At 71.0% G+C, this 18853-nt stretch carries 17 protein-coding genes; 5 read left to right on the top strand and 12 right to left on the bottom strand.

What is annotated here, in order from left to right; all coding sequences use genetic code 11:
* Positions 1 to 58: 58 nt before the first annotated feature.
* Complete coding sequence (locus tag QSK17_RS30770; RefSeq protein ID WP_285709042.1) at positions 59 to 1882, top strand: glycoside hydrolase family 15 protein; 1824 nt, start codon at positions 59 to 61, stop codon at positions 1880 to 1882.
* Between the two features lie 94 nt (positions 1883 to 1976).
* Here QSK17_RS30770 and QSK17_RS30765 read toward each other — a convergent pair whose 3' ends face one another.
* Positions 1977 to 2276 carry a helix-turn-helix domain-containing protein gene (locus QSK17_RS30765; protein WP_285709041.1) on the bottom strand — a complete coding sequence of 100 codons (300 nt, stop codon included), beginning with the start codon at positions 2274 to 2276 and terminating at the stop codon, positions 1977 to 1979.
* 5 nt (positions 2277 to 2281) lie between these two features.
* Positions 2282 to 2512, bottom strand: a complete 231-nt coding sequence (locus QSK17_RS30760) for a type II toxin-antitoxin system RelE/ParE family toxin (RefSeq protein WP_285709040.1) — start codon at positions 2510 to 2512, stop codon at positions 2282 to 2284.
* Positions 2513 to 2781: 269 nt separating this feature from the next.
* Here QSK17_RS30760 and QSK17_RS30755 point away from each other — a divergent pair, with 269 nt between their 5' ends.
* Positions 2782 to 2940 carry a hypothetical protein gene (locus tag QSK17_RS30755; protein WP_285709039.1) on the top strand — a complete coding sequence of 53 codons (159 nt, stop codon included), beginning with the start codon at positions 2782 to 2784 and terminating at the stop codon, positions 2938 to 2940.
* 72 nt (positions 2941 to 3012) lie between these two features.
* Here QSK17_RS30755 and QSK17_RS30750 read toward each other — a convergent pair whose 3' ends face one another.
* The gene (locus QSK17_RS30750) at positions 3013 to 3513 is read right to left on the bottom strand and encodes an Lrp/AsnC family transcriptional regulator (RefSeq protein ID WP_285709038.1); all 501 of its coding nucleotides are present in this window, start codon (positions 3511 to 3513) and stop codon (positions 3013 to 3015) included.
* A gap of 135 nt (positions 3514 to 3648) precedes the next feature.
* On the opposite strand from QSK17_RS30750, the gene QSK17_RS30745 reads away from it, so the two are divergent.
* A complete protein-coding gene (locus tag QSK17_RS30745) occupies positions 3649 to 5970 on the top strand; it encodes a thiamine pyrophosphate-binding protein (RefSeq protein ID WP_285709037.1) in 2322 nt (773 codons plus the stop codon).
* A 232-nt stretch (positions 5971 to 6202) separates the two neighbouring features.
* Here QSK17_RS30745 and QSK17_RS30740 read toward each other — a convergent pair whose 3' ends face one another.
* Genes QSK17_RS30740 through QSK17_RS30730 form a run of 3 tightly spaced genes read right to left on the bottom strand, consistent with a single transcriptional unit; the run spans position 6203 to position 9644 of the window.
* Complete coding sequence (locus QSK17_RS30740; RefSeq protein WP_285709035.1) at positions 6203 to 8281, bottom strand: bifunctional aldolase/short-chain dehydrogenase; 2079 nt, start codon at positions 8279 to 8281, stop codon at positions 6203 to 6205.
* A gap of 40 nt (positions 8282 to 8321) precedes the next feature.
* Positions 8322 to 9479 carry an L-rhamnose isomerase gene (gene rhaI, locus QSK17_RS30735; RefSeq protein ID WP_285709034.1) on the bottom strand — a complete coding sequence of 386 codons (1158 nt, stop codon included), beginning with the start codon at positions 9477 to 9479 and terminating at the stop codon, positions 8322 to 8324.
* 12 nt (positions 9480 to 9491) lie between these two features.
* Positions 9492 to 9644 (bottom strand): hypothetical protein, encoded by a 153-nt coding sequence (locus tag QSK17_RS30730; RefSeq protein WP_285709032.1) that lies wholly within the window; start codon positions 9642 to 9644, stop codon positions 9492 to 9494.
* A gap of 227 nt (positions 9645 to 9871) precedes the next feature.
* On the opposite strand from QSK17_RS30730, the gene QSK17_RS30725 reads away from it, so the two are divergent.
* Positions 9872 to 10879, top strand: a complete 1008-nt coding sequence (locus QSK17_RS30725; protein ID WP_502889326.1) for a LacI family DNA-binding transcriptional regulator — start codon at positions 9872 to 9874, stop codon at positions 10877 to 10879.
* A 14-nt stretch (positions 10880 to 10893) separates the two neighbouring features.
* Entirely contained in the window at positions 10894 to 12321 is a 1428-nt protein-coding gene (locus QSK17_RS30720; protein WP_285709029.1) for a rhamnulokinase, read from the top strand.
* A 30-nt stretch (positions 12322 to 12351) separates the two neighbouring features.
* On the opposite strand, the gene QSK17_RS30715 is transcribed toward QSK17_RS30720, so the two are convergent.
* Genes QSK17_RS30715 through QSK17_RS30690 form a run of 6 tightly spaced genes read right to left on the bottom strand, consistent with a single transcriptional unit; the run spans position 12352 to position 18831 of the window.
* The gene (locus tag QSK17_RS30715) at positions 12352 to 13710 is read right to left on the bottom strand and encodes a carboxylesterase/lipase family protein (protein WP_285709028.1); all 1359 of its coding nucleotides are present in this window, start codon (positions 13708 to 13710) and stop codon (positions 12352 to 12354) included.
* On the bottom strand, positions 13707 to 15017 hold the full coding sequence (locus tag QSK17_RS30710; RefSeq protein ID WP_285709027.1) for a M28 family metallopeptidase: 1311 nt from the start codon (positions 15015 to 15017) through the stop codon (positions 13707 to 13709). Before QSK17_RS30710 ends, QSK17_RS30715 begins: the two co-directional genes overlap by 4 nt.
* 8 nt (positions 15018 to 15025) lie before the next feature.
* A complete protein-coding gene (locus tag QSK17_RS30705) occupies positions 15026 to 15835 on the bottom strand; it encodes a carbohydrate ABC transporter permease (protein WP_285709025.1) in 810 nt (269 codons plus the stop codon).
* Positions 15832 to 16713: a carbohydrate ABC transporter permease gene (locus QSK17_RS30700; RefSeq protein ID WP_285709023.1), complete on the bottom strand. Its 882-nt coding sequence runs from the start codon at positions 16711 to 16713 to the stop codon at positions 15832 to 15834. The genes QSK17_RS30705 and QSK17_RS30700 overlap by 4 nt, the downstream gene beginning before the upstream one ends.
* Complete coding sequence (locus QSK17_RS30695) at positions 16710 to 17963, bottom strand: ABC transporter substrate-binding protein (RefSeq protein WP_285709021.1); 1254 nt, start codon at positions 17961 to 17963, stop codon at positions 16710 to 16712. The genes QSK17_RS30700 and QSK17_RS30695 overlap by 4 nt, the downstream gene beginning before the upstream one ends.
* A gap of 10 nt (positions 17964 to 17973) precedes the next feature.
* A complete protein-coding gene (locus tag QSK17_RS30690; RefSeq protein WP_285709019.1) occupies positions 17974 to 18831 on the bottom strand; it encodes a poly(ethylene terephthalate) hydrolase family protein in 858 nt (285 codons plus the stop codon).
* Positions 18832 to 18853 lie beyond the last annotated feature (22 nt).

The raw sequence follows: 18853 nt of genomic DNA, 5'->3' as shown, positions 1-18853 counted from the left end.
CGAGGCCGAGCCCCTGACTGCGGCGTGAATGACTCCCGAACCGGGGCAGCACACCCTTATGACCGGCAGGCGACAACCGGGCTCTAGAGCCGACTACCTGCCGATCGCCGACCACGGACTGATCGGCGATCTGCGTACCGCGGCCCTGGTGGGCACCGACGGCACCATCGACTGGTACTGCTGTCCGCGCTTCGACGCGCCCAGCGTGTTCGGCTCGATCCTGGACGCCGACCGGGGCGGGTCGTTCGAGCTGGCCGCCGACGCGCCGACGAGGACCAAGCAGTTCTACTTCCCGGACACCAACGTGCTGATCACCCGGTTCTTCACCGAGGACGGTGTGGGAGAGGTCCAGGACTTCATGCCGATCATCGACGACGCGGGTGAGCCCGGCCGGCACCGGCTGATCCGGCGCGTGCTGTGCGTACGCGGCTCAGTGCCGTTCCGCGCGCGGGTGGCTCCGCGGTTCGACTACGCCAGAAAGCCGCACACCGTCCGACGGCACGCCGGTCAGATCCTCTTCGAGTCCGCGGACCTCGCGCTCGCGCTGACCGCGACCGTGGCGGTCGACCACGACGCCCAGAACGCGACCGCGTCGTTCAAGCTCCACGAGGGTGAGTCCGCTGTTTTCGCGCTCGACTGCGTCGGCGCCGATATCGCGCCGCGGGGCTGCCCGCACGCCGAGGCCGAACAGCAGTTCACCGCCACCGTGGCGTTCTGGCGCCGATGGCTGTCCTCCTCCCGCTACCGCGGCCGATGGCGGGAGATCGTGCACCGCTCCGCGCTGACTCTCAAGCTGCTCACCTACGCGCCCACCGGCGCGATCGTGGCCGCGCCGACGACCAGCCTTCCCGAACAGATCGGCGGCGGACGCAACTGGGACTACCGGTACGTCTGGATCCGCGACGCGGCCTTCTGCGCCTACGCCCTGCTGCGCCTGGGCTTCTCCAGCGAGGCCGAGGCCTTCATGAAGTTCCTGGGCGAGCGCGTCAGCCTCCACGCCGGCGGCCAGGGGCCACTGCAGATCATGTACGGCATCGACGGCCGCACCGACCTCCCCGAACACGAACTGGCCGAGCTGGAGGGCTACTGCGGCTCCGCCCCGGTACGCGTCGGAAACGCCGCCGCCGACCAACTCCAGCTCGACATCTACGGCGCGCTGATCGACTCGGTCTATCTCTGCGACAAGTGGGGCCAGCCGATCCCCAGCGACCTATGGGACAAGTCCTGCGAAGCGGTGGAGTGGGTCTGCGATCACTGGGACCAGCCCGACGAGGGCATCTGGGAGACCCGCGGCGGTCGCAAGAACTTCCTGTACTCGCGGCTGATGTGCTGGGTGGCGATCGAACGGGCCATGCGGCTGGCCCACCGCCGTGGCCTGCCCGCCGACCTCTCCCGCTGGGCGCGGTCCAGGGACGCGATCTACCGGCAGATCATGCGGCGCGGCTGGTCTCCCACGCGGCGGGCGTTCGTCCAGCACTTCGACGACGACGTCCTCGACGCCGCGGTCCTGATGATGCCGTTGACCAAGTTCATCTCCCCCACCGACCCGAAGTGGCTCGCCACGCTGGACGCGCTCACCGCCGACCTGGTGTCCGACTCGCTGGTCTACCGCTATGACCCCGCCGCCAGCCCCGACGGCCTGCGCGGCACCGAGGGCACCTTCTCGATCTGCTCGTTCTGGTACGTGGAGGCGCTCGCCCGTGCCGGGCGACTCGACGAGGCACGGCTGGCCTTCGAGAAGATGCTCACCTACGCCAACCATCTCGGCCTCTACGCCGAGCAGATCAGCCGCACCGGCGAGCAGCAGGGCAACTTCCCGCAGGCCTTCACCCACTTCGCACTGATCAGCGCCGCGTTCAACCTCGACCGCGCCCTCGGCTGACCGCCCGGCGCGTGCCTCCAACTGCGCGGTTCGCCGTCCCGAGCGCAGAGGCATTCGGGTAATTGTTCGCGTCGGGCTGGTCCGGTCGGCAGAGTCAGCTTGCCTCGCGGAGCGGTTGGAATTGGACGTTGAGCCGCACTTCGAGCGCTTCGGCGAGGCGTTCCAGCATGGGAATGGTGGGCATGGTGCCTCCGGCCTCGAAGCGAGCGACCGCGGGCTGCTTGAGGCCGGCCCGCTCAGCCAGTTCGGCCTGCGTGAGCCCGAGTTCTTCGCGGCGCTGCCGCACCGCCTCTCCGAGCTCGAACCGGAGACGAGCGGCCTCATAGGCGGCTCCGGCACCGGGACGGTCCATGATCTCGGCACGCTTGTCGGCCCACGCCTTGCGCTCAACCATGGCCCTCACTCCTCATCTGCCGTGTGCGCCTCGGCGATACACCGCTCCATTGCCCGTACCGCCCGCTCGATCTCACCGGCCTCACGCATCCGCTGCTTCTTGAACACCGTAAGCAGGGTGATCCTCCTACCCGAAGCGATCCAGTAGGTGATGCGCACAGCCTCGCGAGAGAGATGGAAACGGAGTTCCCGGAGCTTCCCGTGCAACTGCCTGGTGTACGGCTCGCCGAGCAGCACACCCCCTCTCCGCCAAGAGATCAACATAGAAGACGCCCGTCTCCTGATCGTCCTGGCTGAGCGAGTCGAGCCACTCGTCGACCTCGGGCTCCAGTTCCACCTCTCCCCAAGTCATAACATGGACGTTATACGGCGGGCAAGTGCGCCGTCCTGCGAACGGAGCATCAGGGATGGCGTCGCGGAAGACGGCCTTGCGCGGTTTCTTGTAGGACGCCAAGACCGCGCCGCCCTGGCCGGAGTCCGCGTCGACCTCGACGTACGACCCGGCGGTGATCTCGGCGGACCTCGACCGCCTGGCCACCCTCCAGCAGGACGACGGCGGCTGGATCGTCGACTACGCCACGATCTCTCCGGCGGGCTCCCTGGACTGGCGCGGCCACACCACCGTCCGGGCCGTCGACATCCTGCACCGCAACGGCAGGCTCTGAGTGGGCGTTCGCACCCCGAGCACCTTTACAACGTAGATCGCAAAATCCTCGGGTTTACGCGCGCCGATACGGCTAGCGCGCGGGCCGTTCCGCCGTACCGGCGGCCCGGCGGAGCAGCGGCGCGATGCGGTAGTCGACGAGCCGGCGCATGACGAGGGCGGTGTTGGTGCGCTCAACCCCTGGGATCGCGAGGATCTGACCCGCGATGCGGTAGAGGTCCTCCGCGCTCTCGGCGACGACGTGGATGAGCAGGTCGATCGGCCCCGAGATGCCGTAGACCTGGAGGACTTCGGGAACGGCCTCCAACGTCGCGGCCACTTCGTCCAGTTTCCGCTGGGTGACCTGGGCGGTGACGAACGCGGTCAAAGGGTAGCCCAGCGCCTGTGGGTCGACGCGGCGCTCGAAGGAGGCGAGGGCGCCGCCGTCCTCCAGCCGGGCCAGCCTCGCGTGGGCGGTGTTGCGTGCGACGCCGGCCTGGTCGGCAATGGCCACTGTGGTGGCCCTGGGATGCGCGGCCAGCTCGAGCAGGATGCGGGCGTCGATGGCGTCGAGGGGGTGCGGTCGACTGGGCAAAGTGCATACCCTCTCACAGGACAGACGGGCTGGAGTTGCGCAGAACGCTCAAAAGACTGCCACAGTATTGAGCAAACACCCATGTCATTGCTTGAATTTTGGGCATCCGAAACGCCAGTGAAGGGTGCACACACGATGACCAGCCCGGTGACCAGCCCGCGGACGACCAGTGAGTTCGCGGTGCTGGGTGAGGTGGAGAGCCGCGTGCTCTGGCTTTCCTCAGCCCTCATCCACCACGCGAACCGGGTGCGGGAGAACCCCTCGGGTTTGAAGGTCGGCGGTCACCAGGCGTCCTCGGCGTCGATGGTGTCGATCATGACGACCTTGTGGTTCCGGCATCTGCGGCCCGAGGACCGGGTGTCGGTGAAGCCGCACGCGTCACCGGTGCTCCACTCGATCAACTACCTCCTCGGCTGGCTGGACGCGTCGTACCTGCCCCGGTTGCGGGAGTTCGGCGGGCTGCAGAGCTATCCGAGCCGGATCAAGGACCCCGACCCGGTGGACTACTCGACCGGCTCGGTCGGGATCGGGGCGACCGCGCCGATCTGGGGCGCCCTGTCGCGTCGCTACGTCGACACCGTGCTGGGCGGCACCGGCACCGGCCGCCAGTACTCACTGGTCGGCGACGCCGAACTCGACGAGGGCGCGGTCTGGGAGGCCGTGCTCGACCCCACGGTCGGCGAACTCGGGGAGGTGGTGTGGGTCGTCGACCTGAACCGGCAGTCGCTGGACCGGGTGGTGCCCAACATCGCGGCCGACAAGCTGCAGGGCATGTTCGCGGCGGCGGGCTGGCAGGTGATCACCGTCAAGTACGGGCAGCTGCTCGAGGAGCTGTTCGCCCGGCCGGGCGGGGCGGAGCTGCGCAGGCGGATCGACGAGATGTCCAATCCCGAATATCAGCGGCTGCTGCGGTGCGGCGCGCAGGAGCTCCGGCGGCGGCTCGCCGGGGTGGGACGGGGCGCGGCGGAGATCCAGGCGCTGGTCGACCAGGTCGACGACGACACGTTGGTGGACGCGATCGCGAACTTGGGCGGCCACGATCTGGAGGCCCTGGACCGGGCGTTCTCCTCCATCGACGACACGCGTCCCACGGTGATCTTCGCCTACACCGTCAAGGGGTACGGCCTGGCGACCAGGGGTCACCCGCAGAACCACTCCGCGCTGCTGACCGAGCGGCAGATGCAGGAGCTGGCGGACCGGGTGGGCGGCGACCTGGACGACCCGTGGCGGGCCTTCTCGCCGGACAGCGCGGCGCACGCCCTCTGCGCGCGGGCGGCGGAGCGGCTGCGGAGGCCGGAGACGCCGTCGATCCAGCCTCCCGAGCTGCCCGCCGACATCGGGCGCACGCCGTCGGGCACCGCGACCACCCAGGCCGCCCTGGGGCGTACGCTGCTCGACCTGACGCGGGCGGCGCCGGAGGCGGCCAAGCGAGTGGTCACCGTGAGCCCGGATGTCAGCTCGTCGACCAACCTCGGAGGCTGGGTGAACAAAGTCGGCGTCTGGTCGGTCAACGAGCGCCTCAACTGGTTCGCCGACGACGCCGAGACCATCCTGCACTGGGAGGAGAAACCGACCGGCCAGCACATCGAACTGGGGATCGCGGAGACCAACCTCGTCAGCCTGATCGGGGAACTGGGCACGACCTGGAGCCGGTGGGGACAGCCGCTGCTCCCGATCGGCGTGCTCTACGACCCGTTCGTGGAACGCGCGCTGGAGCCGTGGTCCTACGGCATCTACGCCGGCGGGCAGTCGATCCTGGTCGGCACGCCGTCCGGCGTCTCGCTGGCGTCGGAAGGCGGCGCGCACCAGTCGATCAAGACACCGTCGATCGGCCTGGAACAACCGGGCTGCGTCTACTACGAACCGGCGTTCGCCATCGACACCGAGTGGACGCTGCTCGCCGGCCTGGCCCGGCTGGGCAAGCCGGACGGCACCTCGGCCTATCTGCGGCTGTCCACGCGTCCCATCGATCAGACCCTGGCGGCCGTACCCGCCGACCCCGCGGCGCGGGAACGGCGCAGGCGGCAGGTGGTCGCGGGCGCGTATCCGCTGCGGCGCGCGGAGAACCCCAAGGTCACGCTCGCCGCGATGGGGGCGGTGGTGCCGGAGGCGCTGGCCGCGGCGGACCGGCTGGACCGGCTCGGCATTCCGGCGGACGTGGTCTGCGTGACGAGCCCCGACCTGCTGTACCGGGCGGTGCGGGCCCGTCAAGGCCATGAGCAGGCCGAGTCGTGGGTGCTGGACCAGGCGTTCCCCGCCGATCGAGCCGCTCCCCTCGTCACGGTGCTCGACGGGCATCCCCACACCCTGTCCTTCCTCGCGACCGTCAACCGGGTGCCGACCACGGCGCTGGGCGTCACCCGCTTCGGCCAGTCGGGGTCGCTCGACGACGTCTACCGGTACCACGGGCTGAACGCCGACAGCATCATCGCCGCCGCGCTGGACCTGGCCGGCTGACGAACTCGACGGACTGAGACGGCGTCGGCGGATCAGCGGGATACCAAGGTCTGATTCTCCGGCGTCGGCGTCGGCCTGACCTTCGCGCGGTGGCGCCGCTACTGGCCGTGCCGCTCGTTCCCGGCCGCCGCCCGAGCTGAGCGAACAGCGCGGACGCCACCCCTCGCGAGGGGTGGCGTCCGCGTTGTTGTGTCACGGGCGTCCGCGCTGTGTCACGGGCGTCCGCGCCGTGTCAGCGGAGGAAGGCCGCCGCCACGCCGGCGTCCACCGGGATGTGCAGTCCGGTGGTCAGCGACAGGTCTCCGCCGGTGAGCGCGAAGACCGCCGCGGCGATGTGCTCGGGCAGCACCTCGCGCTTGAGCAGGGTCCGCTGGGCGTAGAACTCGCCGAGCTTCTCCTCCGGCACGCCGTACACGGCGGCGCGGTTGGCGCCCCAGCCGGAGGCGAAGATGCCGGAGCCGCGGACCACACCGTCGGGGTTGACGCCGTTGACCCGGATGCCGTGCTCGCCCAGCTCGGCGGCGAGCAGCCGCACCTGGTGCGCCTGGTCGGCCTTCGCCGCGCCGTACGCGACGTTGTTGGGGCCGGCGAAGACCGAGTTCTTGGACGAGATGGAGACGATGTCGCCGCCCATGCCCTGGTCGATCATGATTCGGGCGGACTCCCGGGAGACCAGGAACGACCCGCGCGCCATGACGTCGTGCTGGAGGTCCCAGTCCTCGACCGTGGTCTCCAGCAGCGAGCGCGACAGCGACAGGCCCGCGTTGTTGACGATCAGGTCGACGCCGCCGAAGGCCAGCACGGCCTCCCGGAAGGCGGCGGCGATCTGCTCCTCGTCGGTCACGTCCACGCCCGCGGCGACCGCCACGTCAGAGGGCCGGTACGCGCGGGCGCCCAGCTCGGCGGCGACCTTCTCGGCGGCGGCGAGGTCGCGGTCGGCGACGACCACGCAGGCGCCCTCGGCGGCGAGCCGCCGCGCGGTGGCGGCGCCGATGCCGGAGCCGCCGCCGGTGACCAGGGCGATCCGCCCGGCCAGCGGCTTGGGCGCGGGCAGGCGGCGCAGCTTGGCCTCCTCCAGCTCCCAGTACTCGATGCGGAACTTCTCCACCTCGGGGATCGGCGCGTACGCGGAGACCGCCTCGGCACCGCGCATCACGTTGATCGCGTTGAGGTAGAACTCGCCGGCCACCCGGGCGGTCTGCTTGTCCTTGCCGAAGGAGAACATGCCGACGCCGGGAATCAGCACGATCGCCGGGTCGGCGCCGCGCATGGCGGGCGAGCCGGGGACGGCGTGCCGCTCGTAGTAGGCGCGGTACTCCTCGCGGTACGCGGCGTGCCGCTCGCGCAGCCGCGCCACGGCCTCCTCGATCGACGCGCCCGCCGGCAGGTCGAGCACCATCGGGACGACCTTGGTGCGCAGGAAGTGGTCCGGGCAGGAGGTGCCGAGCGCGGCCAGGCGCGGGTGCTCGGCTCGGGACAGGAAGTCCAGCACCTCGGGGGTGTCGGTGAAGTGGCCGACCTGCCGCACGTCGGTGCTCGCCAGGCCTCGGATGATGGGGAACAGCGCGGCGGCCCGGGCGCGCCGCTCCTCCTCCGGCAGCGGCTCGTAGCCGGGCAGCACCGGCCCGAACGGCTCGGGCTTGCCGTGCTCGGCGATGTACGCCTCGGCGGTGCGGATGATCTCCAGCGAGTTGGCCTCGCACTGGGCGGAGGTGTCGGCCCAGGCGGTGATGCCGTGGCCGCCCAGGATGCACCCGATGGCCTGCGGGTTCTCCGCCTTGATCGCGGCGATGTCCAGGCCGAGCTGGAAGCCGGGCCGCCGCCAGGGCACCCAGACGACGCGGTCGCCGAAGATGCGCCGGGTCAGCTCCTCGCCGTCGGCGGCGGCCGCGATGGCGATGCCGGCGTCGGGGTGCAGGTGGTCCACGTGCGCGGCCTCGACCAGGCCGTGCATCGCGGTGTCGATGGACGGCGCGGCGCCGCGCTTTGTCTGTCCTGGCCCCGCCACCCCGCCCAGGCCGAAAGCGCAGAACTCGAACGCGGCGACCATCTCGTCCTCGCGTTCGACGCCCGGGTAGACGCCGGTCAGCGCGCGCAGCCGGTCCAGGCGGAGTACGGCGAGGCCGGCCTCGGTGAGCGTGCCGAGGTCGCCGCCCGACCCCTTGACCCACATCAGCTCGACATCGGCCCCGGTCACCGGGTCGACGGCCGTGCCCTTGGCCGAGGTGTTGCCTCCGGCGAAGTTGGTGTTGCGCGGGTCGGCCCCGAGCCGGTGCGACCGGTTCAGCAGCTCTTCAACCGGCAAACTCATGAAATATCCCCCAAAGTGTGTCAATACGCCCACGATGGTGTCAGGCGCCCCAGCCAGCCTGGCGACCGCCCACCCGCTCAGCACGGATCTTCTCGGCGTAGCCCGAGCGGGCGTAGGCCGCCATCGGGTCGCGGGCCAGCCCCTGCTCCTCGCGCAACTCGGCGAGCATCGGCCGGACGTCGGTGTTGTAGGCGTCCATCAGCACGGCGTTCGCGCCCAGCACGTCACCGGCCGCCTGGGCCGCGGCGAGGGCGTCGCCGTCCACCAGCAACGCCTTGGCGGTGGCCTCCTGCACGTTCATCACAGAGCGGATCTGGCCGGGGATCTTCGGCTCGATGTTGTGGCACTGGTCGAGCATGAACGCCACGCCCGAGTCCGGGTCGTACCCGCCGCCCCGGACGACCTCGTACATGATGCGGAAGAGCTGGAACGGGTCGGCCGCGCCCACCATCAGGTCGTCGTCGGCGTAGAAGCGGGAGTTGAAGTCGAACGCGCCGAGCTTCCCCTCGCGCAGCAGGAACGCCACGATGAACTCGATGTTCGTCCCCGGCGCGTGGTGGCCGGTGTCGACCACGACCTGGGCCTTGGGCCCGAGCCGCAGGCAGTGCGCGTACGCCGTGCCCCAGTCCGGGACGTCCGTCGTGTAGAACGCGGGCTCGAAGAACTTGTACTCAAGCAGGAAGCTCTGGTCCCCTCCCAAACGGTCGTACACCGCGGAGAGCGCCTCGGCGAGCCGGTCCTGCCGGGCGCGGATGTCGTCCTGGCCGGGGTAGTTCGTCCCGTCGGAGAACCACAGCTTGAGCGTGTCCGACCCGGTGTGGTCCATGATGTCCACGCACTCCAGCAGGTGGTCCAGCGCCTTGCGGCGCACCGCCGGGTCCGGGTTGGTGACGCTGCCGAGCCGGTAGTCGTCGTCCTGGAACACGTTGGCGTTGATCGCGCCGATCCGCACGCCGAGGTCGGTCGCGTGCCGGGCGAGGTCGCCGTAGTCGTCCACCTTGTCCCACGGGATGTGCAGCGAGACCCGCGGCGCCGTCCCCGTGAACGCGTGGACCTGGGCCGCGTCCGCCAGCTTCTCGTACGGGTCGCGCGGCACGCCCTCCTGCGCGAACACCTTGAACCGGGTGCCGCTGTTCCCGTACGCCCATGACGGCGTCTCGATGGACTGCCGCCGCAGCGCCGCCTTGATGTCGTTCATCGAACCCCCGGTTCAGTCGAGAGGGAAAACTCCGCGGAGGGCGTGCGCCTCTCCGGCGTAAAGCTCCAGCGAGACTCCGCGCAGCGCCTGGACGGCGCCGAACGCCTTGCTCACATCGCGCAGCGCGAGGACGGGCGGCGCGTCGCCTCCGGGCGGCTCGGTCACCGCGGCCACCCCATTTCTAAAAACGTTTTAACGAGCTGCCCCGGGACGGTAATCGGGCTGCTAGAAGCTTGTCAATGGGGGGCGAGCCGGTCGTTTCCAACGCGTTATCCGGCCTGCGCAAAGGTACTGACACACCCGCGATGAGCTGCGATTTCCGCTAGGGTCTTGCCAAATCTCTCTAACACGTTTTAATAGACTCTCGATCGAGGAGGGGACAGTTGGGCTCCGTGACCATCAAGGAGGTCGCCCAGCGCGCGGGGGTGTCTCCGGGCACGGTCTCCAACGCGCTCAACCGGCCGGAACTCGTCGCCCCGGCCACCCGCGAGCGCGTCGAGGAGGCGATCCGCGAGCTGGGCTTCGTCCGGCACGGCTCGGCGTCGACGCTGCGCGCGGGGCACAGCCGGACCATCGGCCTGTCGGTCATGGACATCGGCAACCCGTTCTTCACCGACGTCGCGGCGGGCGTCGAGGAGACCGCGAGCGCGCTCGGCTACGCGGTGATCCTCGGCAACTCGGCCGGCTCGCTCGACAAGGAGGAGCGCAACCTTCTCGTCCTCGCCGAGCAACGGGTGCGCGGCGTCCTCATCACCCCGTCGGACGACGATCCGGCCCGGTTCGACCGGCTGCGCGAGCGCGGCATCAGCGTCGTCCTCGTGGACCATCCGGCGCACCGCCCCGACCAGTGCTCGGTCACCGTCAACGACGAGGGCGGCGGCCAGATGGCGATGGCCCACCTGCTCGAACGCGGCGCCCGGCGCATCTGCCACCTCACCGGCCCGCTGAGCATCCGGCAGTGCCGCGAGCGCGCGACAGGCGCGCGGCAGGCCGTGCTCGCGGCCGGGCTCGACCCCGCCGCCACGCTGGAGGTGGTCGAGATGCCGGCCATGACCGCCCGCGCCGGGCAGCGGGCCGCCGAGCGGATGCTCGCCGCCGGGCGCCTTCCCGAGGCGGTCTTCTGCGCCAACGACCTGCTCGCCATGGGCCTGCTCCGCGGCCTGCTCCTCGCCGGAGTACGCGTCCCCGGCGACGTCGCCCTGATCGGCTACGACGACATCGAGTTCGCCGCGGCCTCCGCCGTGTCGCTCAGCTCGATCCGGCAGCCGACGCACCGGCTCGGCCAGATCGCCACCGAGCTGCTGCTCGACGAGTGCGACAACCCGGACACGCACGCCCACCAGCAGATCATCTTCCAGCCCGAGCTCGTCGTGCGCGAGTCGACCGGCTCCGCCCGCTGAGAGGTACGTACCTGATGAGCGTTTACGCGGCAGTCGACCTCGGCGCGTCCAGCGGGCGGGTGATGACCGTGCGGATCGACGGCGACCGGCTCGACCTCACCGAGACGCACCGCTTCCCCAACCGGCCGGTCCGCGTCGGCGGCACCCTCCACTGGGACGTCCTCGCGCTCTACCGAGGCGTGCTCGACGGGCTGGCCAAGGCCGGGAGGGTCGACTCGATCGGCATCGACTCCTGGGCGGTCGACTACGGCCTGCTCGACGCGTCCGGACGGCTGATCGGCAACCCCGTCCACTACCGCGACGAGCGGACCGCCGGGATCATGGAACGCGTCTCGGCCGAGCTTGGCGCGGCGATGCTGTACCAGGTCGGCGGCCTCCAGTTCCTGCCGTTCAACACGATCTACCAGCTCCTCGCCGAACCCGCCCTCGACCGGGCCGAGACGCTGCTGCTGATCCCCGACCTGCTCGCGTACTGGCTGACCGGCTCCGTCGGCGTCGAGGTCACCAACGCCTCCACGACCGGCCTGTACGACGTGTGCGCGGGCTCCTGGGCGCACGACCTGGCCGCTCGGCTGGGCATCCCGTCACGGGTGCTGCCCGCGCTGCGGCCGCCGGGCGCCCCGGCCGGCACGCTCCGCCCGGAGACAGCCGCCGAGATCGGCCTGCCCACCGCGACCCCGGTCACCGCGGTCGCCTCACACGACACCGCCTCGGCCGTGGCCGCGGTCCCGGCGAGCGGCAGCCGGTTCGCCTACATCTCGTCGGGCACCTGGTCGCTGGTCGGCCTCGAACTGCCCCGGCCCGTGCTCACCGAGGCGAGCCGGCTCGCCAACTTCACCAACGAGGGCGGCCTGGACGGCACCGTCCGCTACCTGCGCAACGTGATGGGCCTGTGGATCCTCCAGGAGTGCCTGCGCGCGTGGGGCGAGAGCGACCTCCCCGGCCTGCTGGAGGCCGCCGCCCAGGCCCGGCCGTTCGCGGCCGTCATCGACCCGGACGACCCGGCGTTCCTCCCCCCGGGCGACATGCCGGGCCGGATCGACGCCTTCTGCGCGCGTACCGGGCAGCGCCCGCCCGCCGACCGGGCCGAGGCCGTACGCGTCGTGCTGGAGGGGCTGGCCCTCGCCTACCGCCGCACGCTCCGCGACGCCGTACGGCTCAGCGGCCAGGCGGCGGATGTCGTCCACGTCGTCGGCGGCGGGGCGCGCAACGCGCTCCTGTGCCAGATGACCGCCGACGCCACCGGCCTTCCCGTGGTCGCCGGCCCGGTGGAGGCCGCCGCGCTCGGCAACGCGCTGGTGCAGGCCAGGGCCCAGGGCGTGATCTCCGACATCCGCGCGCTCATACGGCACAGCGAGCGGCTCGTCACCTACGAGCCGCGGGGGGACGGCGCGTCCTGGGACGCCGCCGAATCCCGCCTGGCCGAGCGGCTCCTGATCTGACGCTTCAACACGATCAAGGAGGACTGCATGTCACAGCCTCCGGTCGGTGGGTTCACCGAAGACCATGGTGTGCCCGAGTGGCCAGCCGGGATCGCCGGTGCGGGCGAAGCGCACCCAGGCGGCGTGCATCGCGTCGGCCACGGCCTGCGGCGCGTCCGGCCCCGCGGTGCGTTCGACGCCGGGCGCGTCGAGCACGTCGAAGACGAAGGGCAGGTCGAGGTTGTGCACCGCGCCCACGCGTCCGCCGCCGACCGGGCTCTCGACGGGCGACTCCCACCGGAACTCGTAGGCGTAGGCGGGCCTGGCCTCGCGGATCCAGCGCGTCTCGCGGGTGAACAGGTGCTGGGTGAAGGCGCGTCCGACGCGCTCGGCGGGCGTGCGGCCGGGTTCGTCGGCCTGGACGCCGAGGTGGTCGAGCACAGCCTGCGCGGCGGCCTCGTCGAGGTCGGCGACCAGGCGGCGGACGAACACGTCGGCCTCCTGGGAGGTGCAGCCGACCAGCAGTGGAAGGTGCCCGCTCGCGCCCGCGCGCAGGGCGGCCAGCGGGACGGCCGGGATCAGGTCGCCGTCGACGACCGGCTTGACCGGCACCGACTCGTTCAGCCCGCCGGAGTCGCCGGTCAGCGGCGGCGGCTGTTCGGCGACGAGTGCCTCGGGGGACAGCCCGGCGAAGGTGGACCTGGTCGGGTCGATCCCCAGCCGGGTGGCGAGCGTCTTGGCGTAGTCGCGCGCCTCCTGCTCGGTGGCGACCAGGGTGGCCGAGCCGCTCATCACGATCGCGCGCCGGAACAGCCCTTCGGCGCGGGGCATCGTCAGCAGGGTGGCGACGGCGGCAGCGCCCGCCGACTGCCCGGCGATGGTCACGTTGCCGGGGTCTCCGCCGAAGGCCGCGATGTTGTCGCGTACCCATTCCAGCGCGGCCAGCCAGTCGAGGACGCCCCGGTTGAGCGGGGCGTCCTCCAGGGCCAGGAAGCCCTCGAAGCCGAGCCGGTAGTTGATGGCCACGCAGACCACGCCGTCGCGGGCGAAGCGGGGGCCCTGGTGCCAGGCCGCCCCGTTGCCGCCGATGGAGAACGCGCCGCCGTGGATCCAGACCAGGACGGGCAGCCCGGCCGGGCCGGTCTCAGGGGTGCGCACGTCGAGGTTGAGGCAGTCCTCGCCGACCTCGAAGACGTCGGGCGCGTACAGGCCGATGTCCTCACCGGCCGCCTGCGGGGCGGCCGGGCCCCGCGTGACGGCGGGCCGCACGCCGTCCCACGCGGGCGGCGGGACGGGCGCGCCGAAGCGGTGCTCGCCGAAGGGCGGGGCGGCGTACGGCACGCCGAGGAAGGCGAGCACGCCCTCCTCGGCCCTGCCCTCGACCAGCCCGGCAGTCGTTCGTACGATCATGCGCGGCGCCATCCGGCCGTCCCTTCGACGATTCTGATCGCCGCCCGGGTGAGCGGCTCAAGGCTGGCCTCGTGCACCTTGTCGAGGGTGTCGGCCGAGTCGAACAGGTACATGGGAGCCGACAGGAAGTGCACGAGCGGCACCCCTTCGGGGTGGAAGAAGGCCCCGTCGGTGGGCGGCATCGGGGAGAACACGTCCGGCGGCAGCACGAACGAGCGTCTCAGGTCCTCCGCGACGAGGGCCGCCGCCACCAGGCTCTCCAGCTCCGGCCTCCTGGTGGTGAACCACCAGCCGGGTTCGGGGTCGCCGGTGGGCACCAGCGCGTCGTCCACGACCACGCACCGCCGGGCGGCGTGCTCCAGGTGGAGCTGGAGTACGACGTCGCCCAGCAGGCCGCGGTTCTCCTCGATGAAGGCCCGGGTGCCCGCGGCGTGCGCCATGTGACCCGCGGTCAGCAGGAAGATCAGGTTGTGCGGCCGGTCCCGCTCGGGCACGCCGGCCCAGTACTGGGCGGCGGCCAGCACCAGCGCGATCCCTGAGGCGTCCTCGACGGCCGAGGCCCAGGGCGCGTCGTGGTGCGAGCCGATGATCACCCACTGGTCGGAGCGGCCGGGGAGCGTGCCGATCACGTTGTGCGAGACGGCCGGGCCCGTCTCCGACTCGACGGTGAGCGTGCCCGTGCAGGGGCCCTCGTCGACCAGGTCGAGCACCCGCCGCGAGTCGCCGCCCGACAGCCAGACGGCCGGGAGGTCGCGGTGCACGGCGTCGTAGGGCACGTAGTAGTCGCGTGTCTCCCACGGCACCCCGGTCAGCGCCCCCGCGAAGGCGGCGGCGCCGCCGTCCATGACGCCCTGGATGACGTCGAGGTAGTCGAGCTGGAACGGCAGCGTCTGGACCAGCTCGTCGAAGACGCCCTCGGGGTCGTGCACGGCCGTCGCCACGTCCCTGACGTAGGACTGCGGCAGCTCGGTGAAGGTGTACTCGGGCACGACGATCGCGCCCGGCACGACCTCGCGGCTGACCGGCGCGCTCACGGTCGCCTTCGGCGTGGTGTACGGCAGGGCGGACGCCGCCACCCGCACGACTCTCGACGGGTCGGCGTCCAGGCGCACCACCAGGGCCGCCGTCACCGGCCGCCAGACGGGCAACTCGACCGGCGCCAACCGTACGTCGTGGAGCCCGAACTCGGTGAAGCGCTCGGCGGCCCACGCGGCGGTCCAGTCGTCGGCCGGGTAGCCGGGACGCCTGATGCCCCGCGAGGTGACCGTCTCGATCCACTCCATCATCCGCGCGGCGTCGGGGATCATGTCCGGGATCATCGTTTCAGCCCTCCGAAGGTGAGCCCCGCCACGTAGTAGCGCTGCAGCGCCACCATCAGGATGAACGGTGGCACGGCGGTGACCAGTGCCGCGGTGGTGGTCAGGTGATAGTTGAAGCCGACCTCGCTCTGGAAGTTGGCCAGCCCCACCGGCAACGGCCACAGCTCCTGCTCGTTGGCCACGATCAGCGGCCACAGCAGGTTGTCCCACTGTGCCAGGAAATGTACGAGGAACAGGGTGATGAGCGCGGGCTTGAGCAGCGGTACGGCGATGCGCGCGAAGATGCGGAACTCCCCCGCGCCGTCGACCCGCGCGGCCAGCAGCAGCTCCTTCGGGATGCCGAGGGCGAACTGCCGCACCAGGAAGACGCCGAACGCGCTGATCATGCCGGGCACCATCATGCCCTGGAAGGTGTTGACCCAGCCGAGCTCCTTCACGATGAGGAAGACGGGGATGACCAGGACCATCGGGGTGAGCGCGAGCGTGCCGATCACCAGCGCGAACAGGACGCGGCGGCCGGGGAAGGACAGCTGGGCCATCGCGTATCCGGCGGCGGCCGAGAAGATCACGTCCAGGACGCCGGTGCCGACGCACAGGATGAGGCTGTTGCGCAGGTAGGTGGGCAGGTTGCCCTCGCCGAACAGCAGCCCGATGTTCTCGGGCAGGTGGAAGCCGTTGAAGACCAGCCCGCGCAGGTCGGTGTCGTCGGGCGCCGAGGCGACGACGAGCATGGCGTAGACCGGCAGCAGCATGAACCCGACCGCGGCGATCAGCCAGACGGTGCGCAGGATCGTTCCCGCTCTCATTCGTCGCCTCCCTTCAGGAACCCGAACTGCAGCGCCGAGACGATCACCATGGCGGCGAGCAGCACCATGCCCATCGCGGCGGCGTAGCCCATGTGCTCGTAAGGGAAGGCGTTGGCCCAGATGTAGTACGGCAGCACCTGGGTGGCGTCGGCGGGCCCGCCGCCGGTGAGCAGGAAGGCGGGCACGAACGCCTGCATCGATCCGGCCACCGAGATGACCAGGACGAACAGCAGGGTCCGGCGCAGCAGCGGGAGCGTGATCCGGGTGAACGTGGTCACCGCGCCTGAGCCGTCGATGGCGGCGGCCTCGTACACCTCGCCGGGCAGCGCCTGCAGCCCGGCGGTCAGGATGATCACGAACAGCCCCATGCTCTTCCAGACGACCATCACGACCAGGGCCCAGATGGCCAGGTCGGAGCTGGTCAGCCAGGACTGCGGATCGATCCCGACCAGGCCGAGGAGGGTGTTGGCCAGGCCGCGGTCGGAGTAGATGATCACCCAGACCATGGACGTGGCGGCGAGCGGCATCACGGCCGGAATCATGACGAGCGCTCTGAGCCGGCGGTTGAGCCGTCCCGGCCTGCTCAGCGGCACGGCCACCAGCAGGGCCAGCACGATCGTCGGGACGACCGTGCAGACCGTGTAGACGACGGTGATCCACGCCGAGTTGAGGAAGCCGGGGTCGGCGAACATGCGCTCGTAGTTGGCGAAGCCGATCCAGTTGGGCGTCCCTGCCATCTCGTAGTCGGTGAAGCTGAGATAGATGGCGGCCAGGAACGGGACGAGCCAGAACACGACGAAGAAGACGGCCACCGGGAGGGTCAGCGCCACGCCCGCCGTGGCCTGGGGCCGGGCTCTGACCCTGCCGAGCACGCTCACAGGACCAGTCGCACGGCGGAGTCGAAGGTCGCCGCGGCCTGGGCGGGGGTCGACTTGCCGTAGGCGACGGAGTCGACGGCGCTGGCCGCGGCCTTCGCCAGTTCGAGGGTGCCGGGGATGATCGGGCCGAAGTCGACATGCGGGAGGCTGTCGGCGACGATCTTCATGATCTCGGACGTGCCGCGCGGCCCGGCGTCGCGCCAGCCCCTGGTCGGGATGATGATGCCGTTGTCGAGGTTGGCGGCCACCGACGGGGCGCCCTGCAGGTAGTTGACGAGGTGCCAGGCGGTGAACTGGTTGGGCGAGTCCTTGGCCACGCCCCAGCCCCAGGTGTAGGCGGGAACGACGGGCGGGCCGCCGGCCCAGGTGGGCATGGGCGCGACACCGTACTGCTTGCCGAAGGTGAGCGTGTCCTTGCCCAGCTTCTCCAGCGCGGGGCCGAGGAAGGCGCCGCTGACGACCATGGCGGCCTCGCCGGAGTAGAACAGGCCGAGCGCGCCCAGCGGGTTGGAGAGCTTGGGGTTGCCGATCCCCGACATGTACGCCAGGGCGCCCCGTCCCTGCTCGGTGGCCAGCGACGCCTTCGCGCCGTCCGCCGCGACGAGCTCGCCGCCCTTGCCCTGGATGAGGGCGGTCAGCATCATGAGGGCCCACTGCGGGTCGCCGTAGAGCCACTGCAGGCCGACCCGCCTGCGGTCCTTGGAGGTGAGCTTGGCGCTGTACTCGGCGACCTCCTCCCAGGTCGCCGGGGGCTTGTCGGGGTCGAGTCCGGCCTCTTCGAACCGGTCCTTGCGGTAGTAGAGCATGCAGGGGTTGAAGTCGATGGGCACGCCGTAGGGCACGTCCTGGTAGGTGAGCGGGGTGGTCGTGCCCGGCTCGTAGTCCTGTAGCGAGAGCGCCTTGGTGTCGACGGGCGCGAGCCGCTTCTTCTTGGCGTGCGCGGGGAAGCTCCAGTGGCCGATCTTGAAGACGTCGGGCGGGGCGCCGCCGCTGAAGGCGGTCAGCAGCTTGGCGTCGAGCTGGCCCACGGGCAGGTAGAGCAGCTTCACGTCGACCTTGAACTCGGCGATGTAGCGGTGCACGAGCTCCTGGAACTGCTGGCCGGTGTCCTGCGAACCGTGCAGCCAGACGGTGACTTCGCCGTGCGGCCTGCCGTCCGCGGCCTGCTGCCGAGGCTGGTCCTTGCCGCATCCGGCGAGCAGGGCGAGCGCGCCGACGGCGAGTAGCCCACGCCGCGTCAGATCCGCCATGGTGGTTCTCCTAGGTGAGGTTCTTGAGGGCCTGGTTCTGCCAGGCGGTGTTGGTGGGGAGCTCGGGGGTGCTGCCGGCGAACGCCCCGCGGGCCTGGGTGTCGGCCTGGAGGCGGTACCTCAGCCAGGCGGTCACGTAGCCGAGGAAGCCGCCGCCGGTGTTCTGGATGTCGTTGTGCCCTGCGCCCTTGAGCAGCGCCCGGCCCGCTCCGGCGGTGGCCTGGTCGTAGTAGCCCTGCACGGTCGCGGCCGAGGAGATCAGCCAGTCGTTCGCGCCGCTGAGGAGGAGCACCGGGCAGGTCAGGTCGGCGACGGAGAACTCGTCTCCTGGGCTGGCCATCCACTGCGCGGGCACGGCGATCGGCACGACGGTCTTGATCAGCCCGGCGGAGCGGTTGGCCGCGTTGATGGATCCGCCCGCGCCCTGGGAGTGGCCGACGGCGGCGACCCGGGCGGTGTCCAGCTTGCCGTGGAAGACGCTGGCGGGGTCGGTGTTGAGGCCGATGAGGTGCTGGGCGGCGGCGAGGATCTCGGCGCCGGTGCCCGTGGTCGTGGAGGTGGAGGCGACCACCGCGAAGCCCCACGAGGCGAGGTGGTTGAGCAGTCCCGGATAGTTGTCGGGAGTGGCCCACGAGCCGTTGCCCCATGTGACGATCGGGTGGGTGACGCCGCCCGAGCCCAGGGCCTGCGGGTAGTAGAGCCGGTGGCCGCCCGACGTGCCGGTGGCGACCGGCCACGGACCCGCCGCCTTGTAGATCGTCTCGATGGTGGAGGCGGCGTTGGCCTCGGTGGTCCACGACAGGAATCCGGCCGACATGAGGCCGAGCGCCCCTGCCCGCAACGCCTGCCGACGGGTGAAGTTCTCCATGGTCACCTCGTGGGTTATTTGG

It is taken from the genome of Microtetraspora sp. NBRC 16547, from assembly GCF_030268965.1.
Lineage (GTDB): Bacteria > Actinomycetota > Actinomycetes > Streptosporangiales > Streptosporangiaceae > Microtetraspora.
This window is presented reverse-complemented; position numbering and strand designations above follow the sequence as displayed.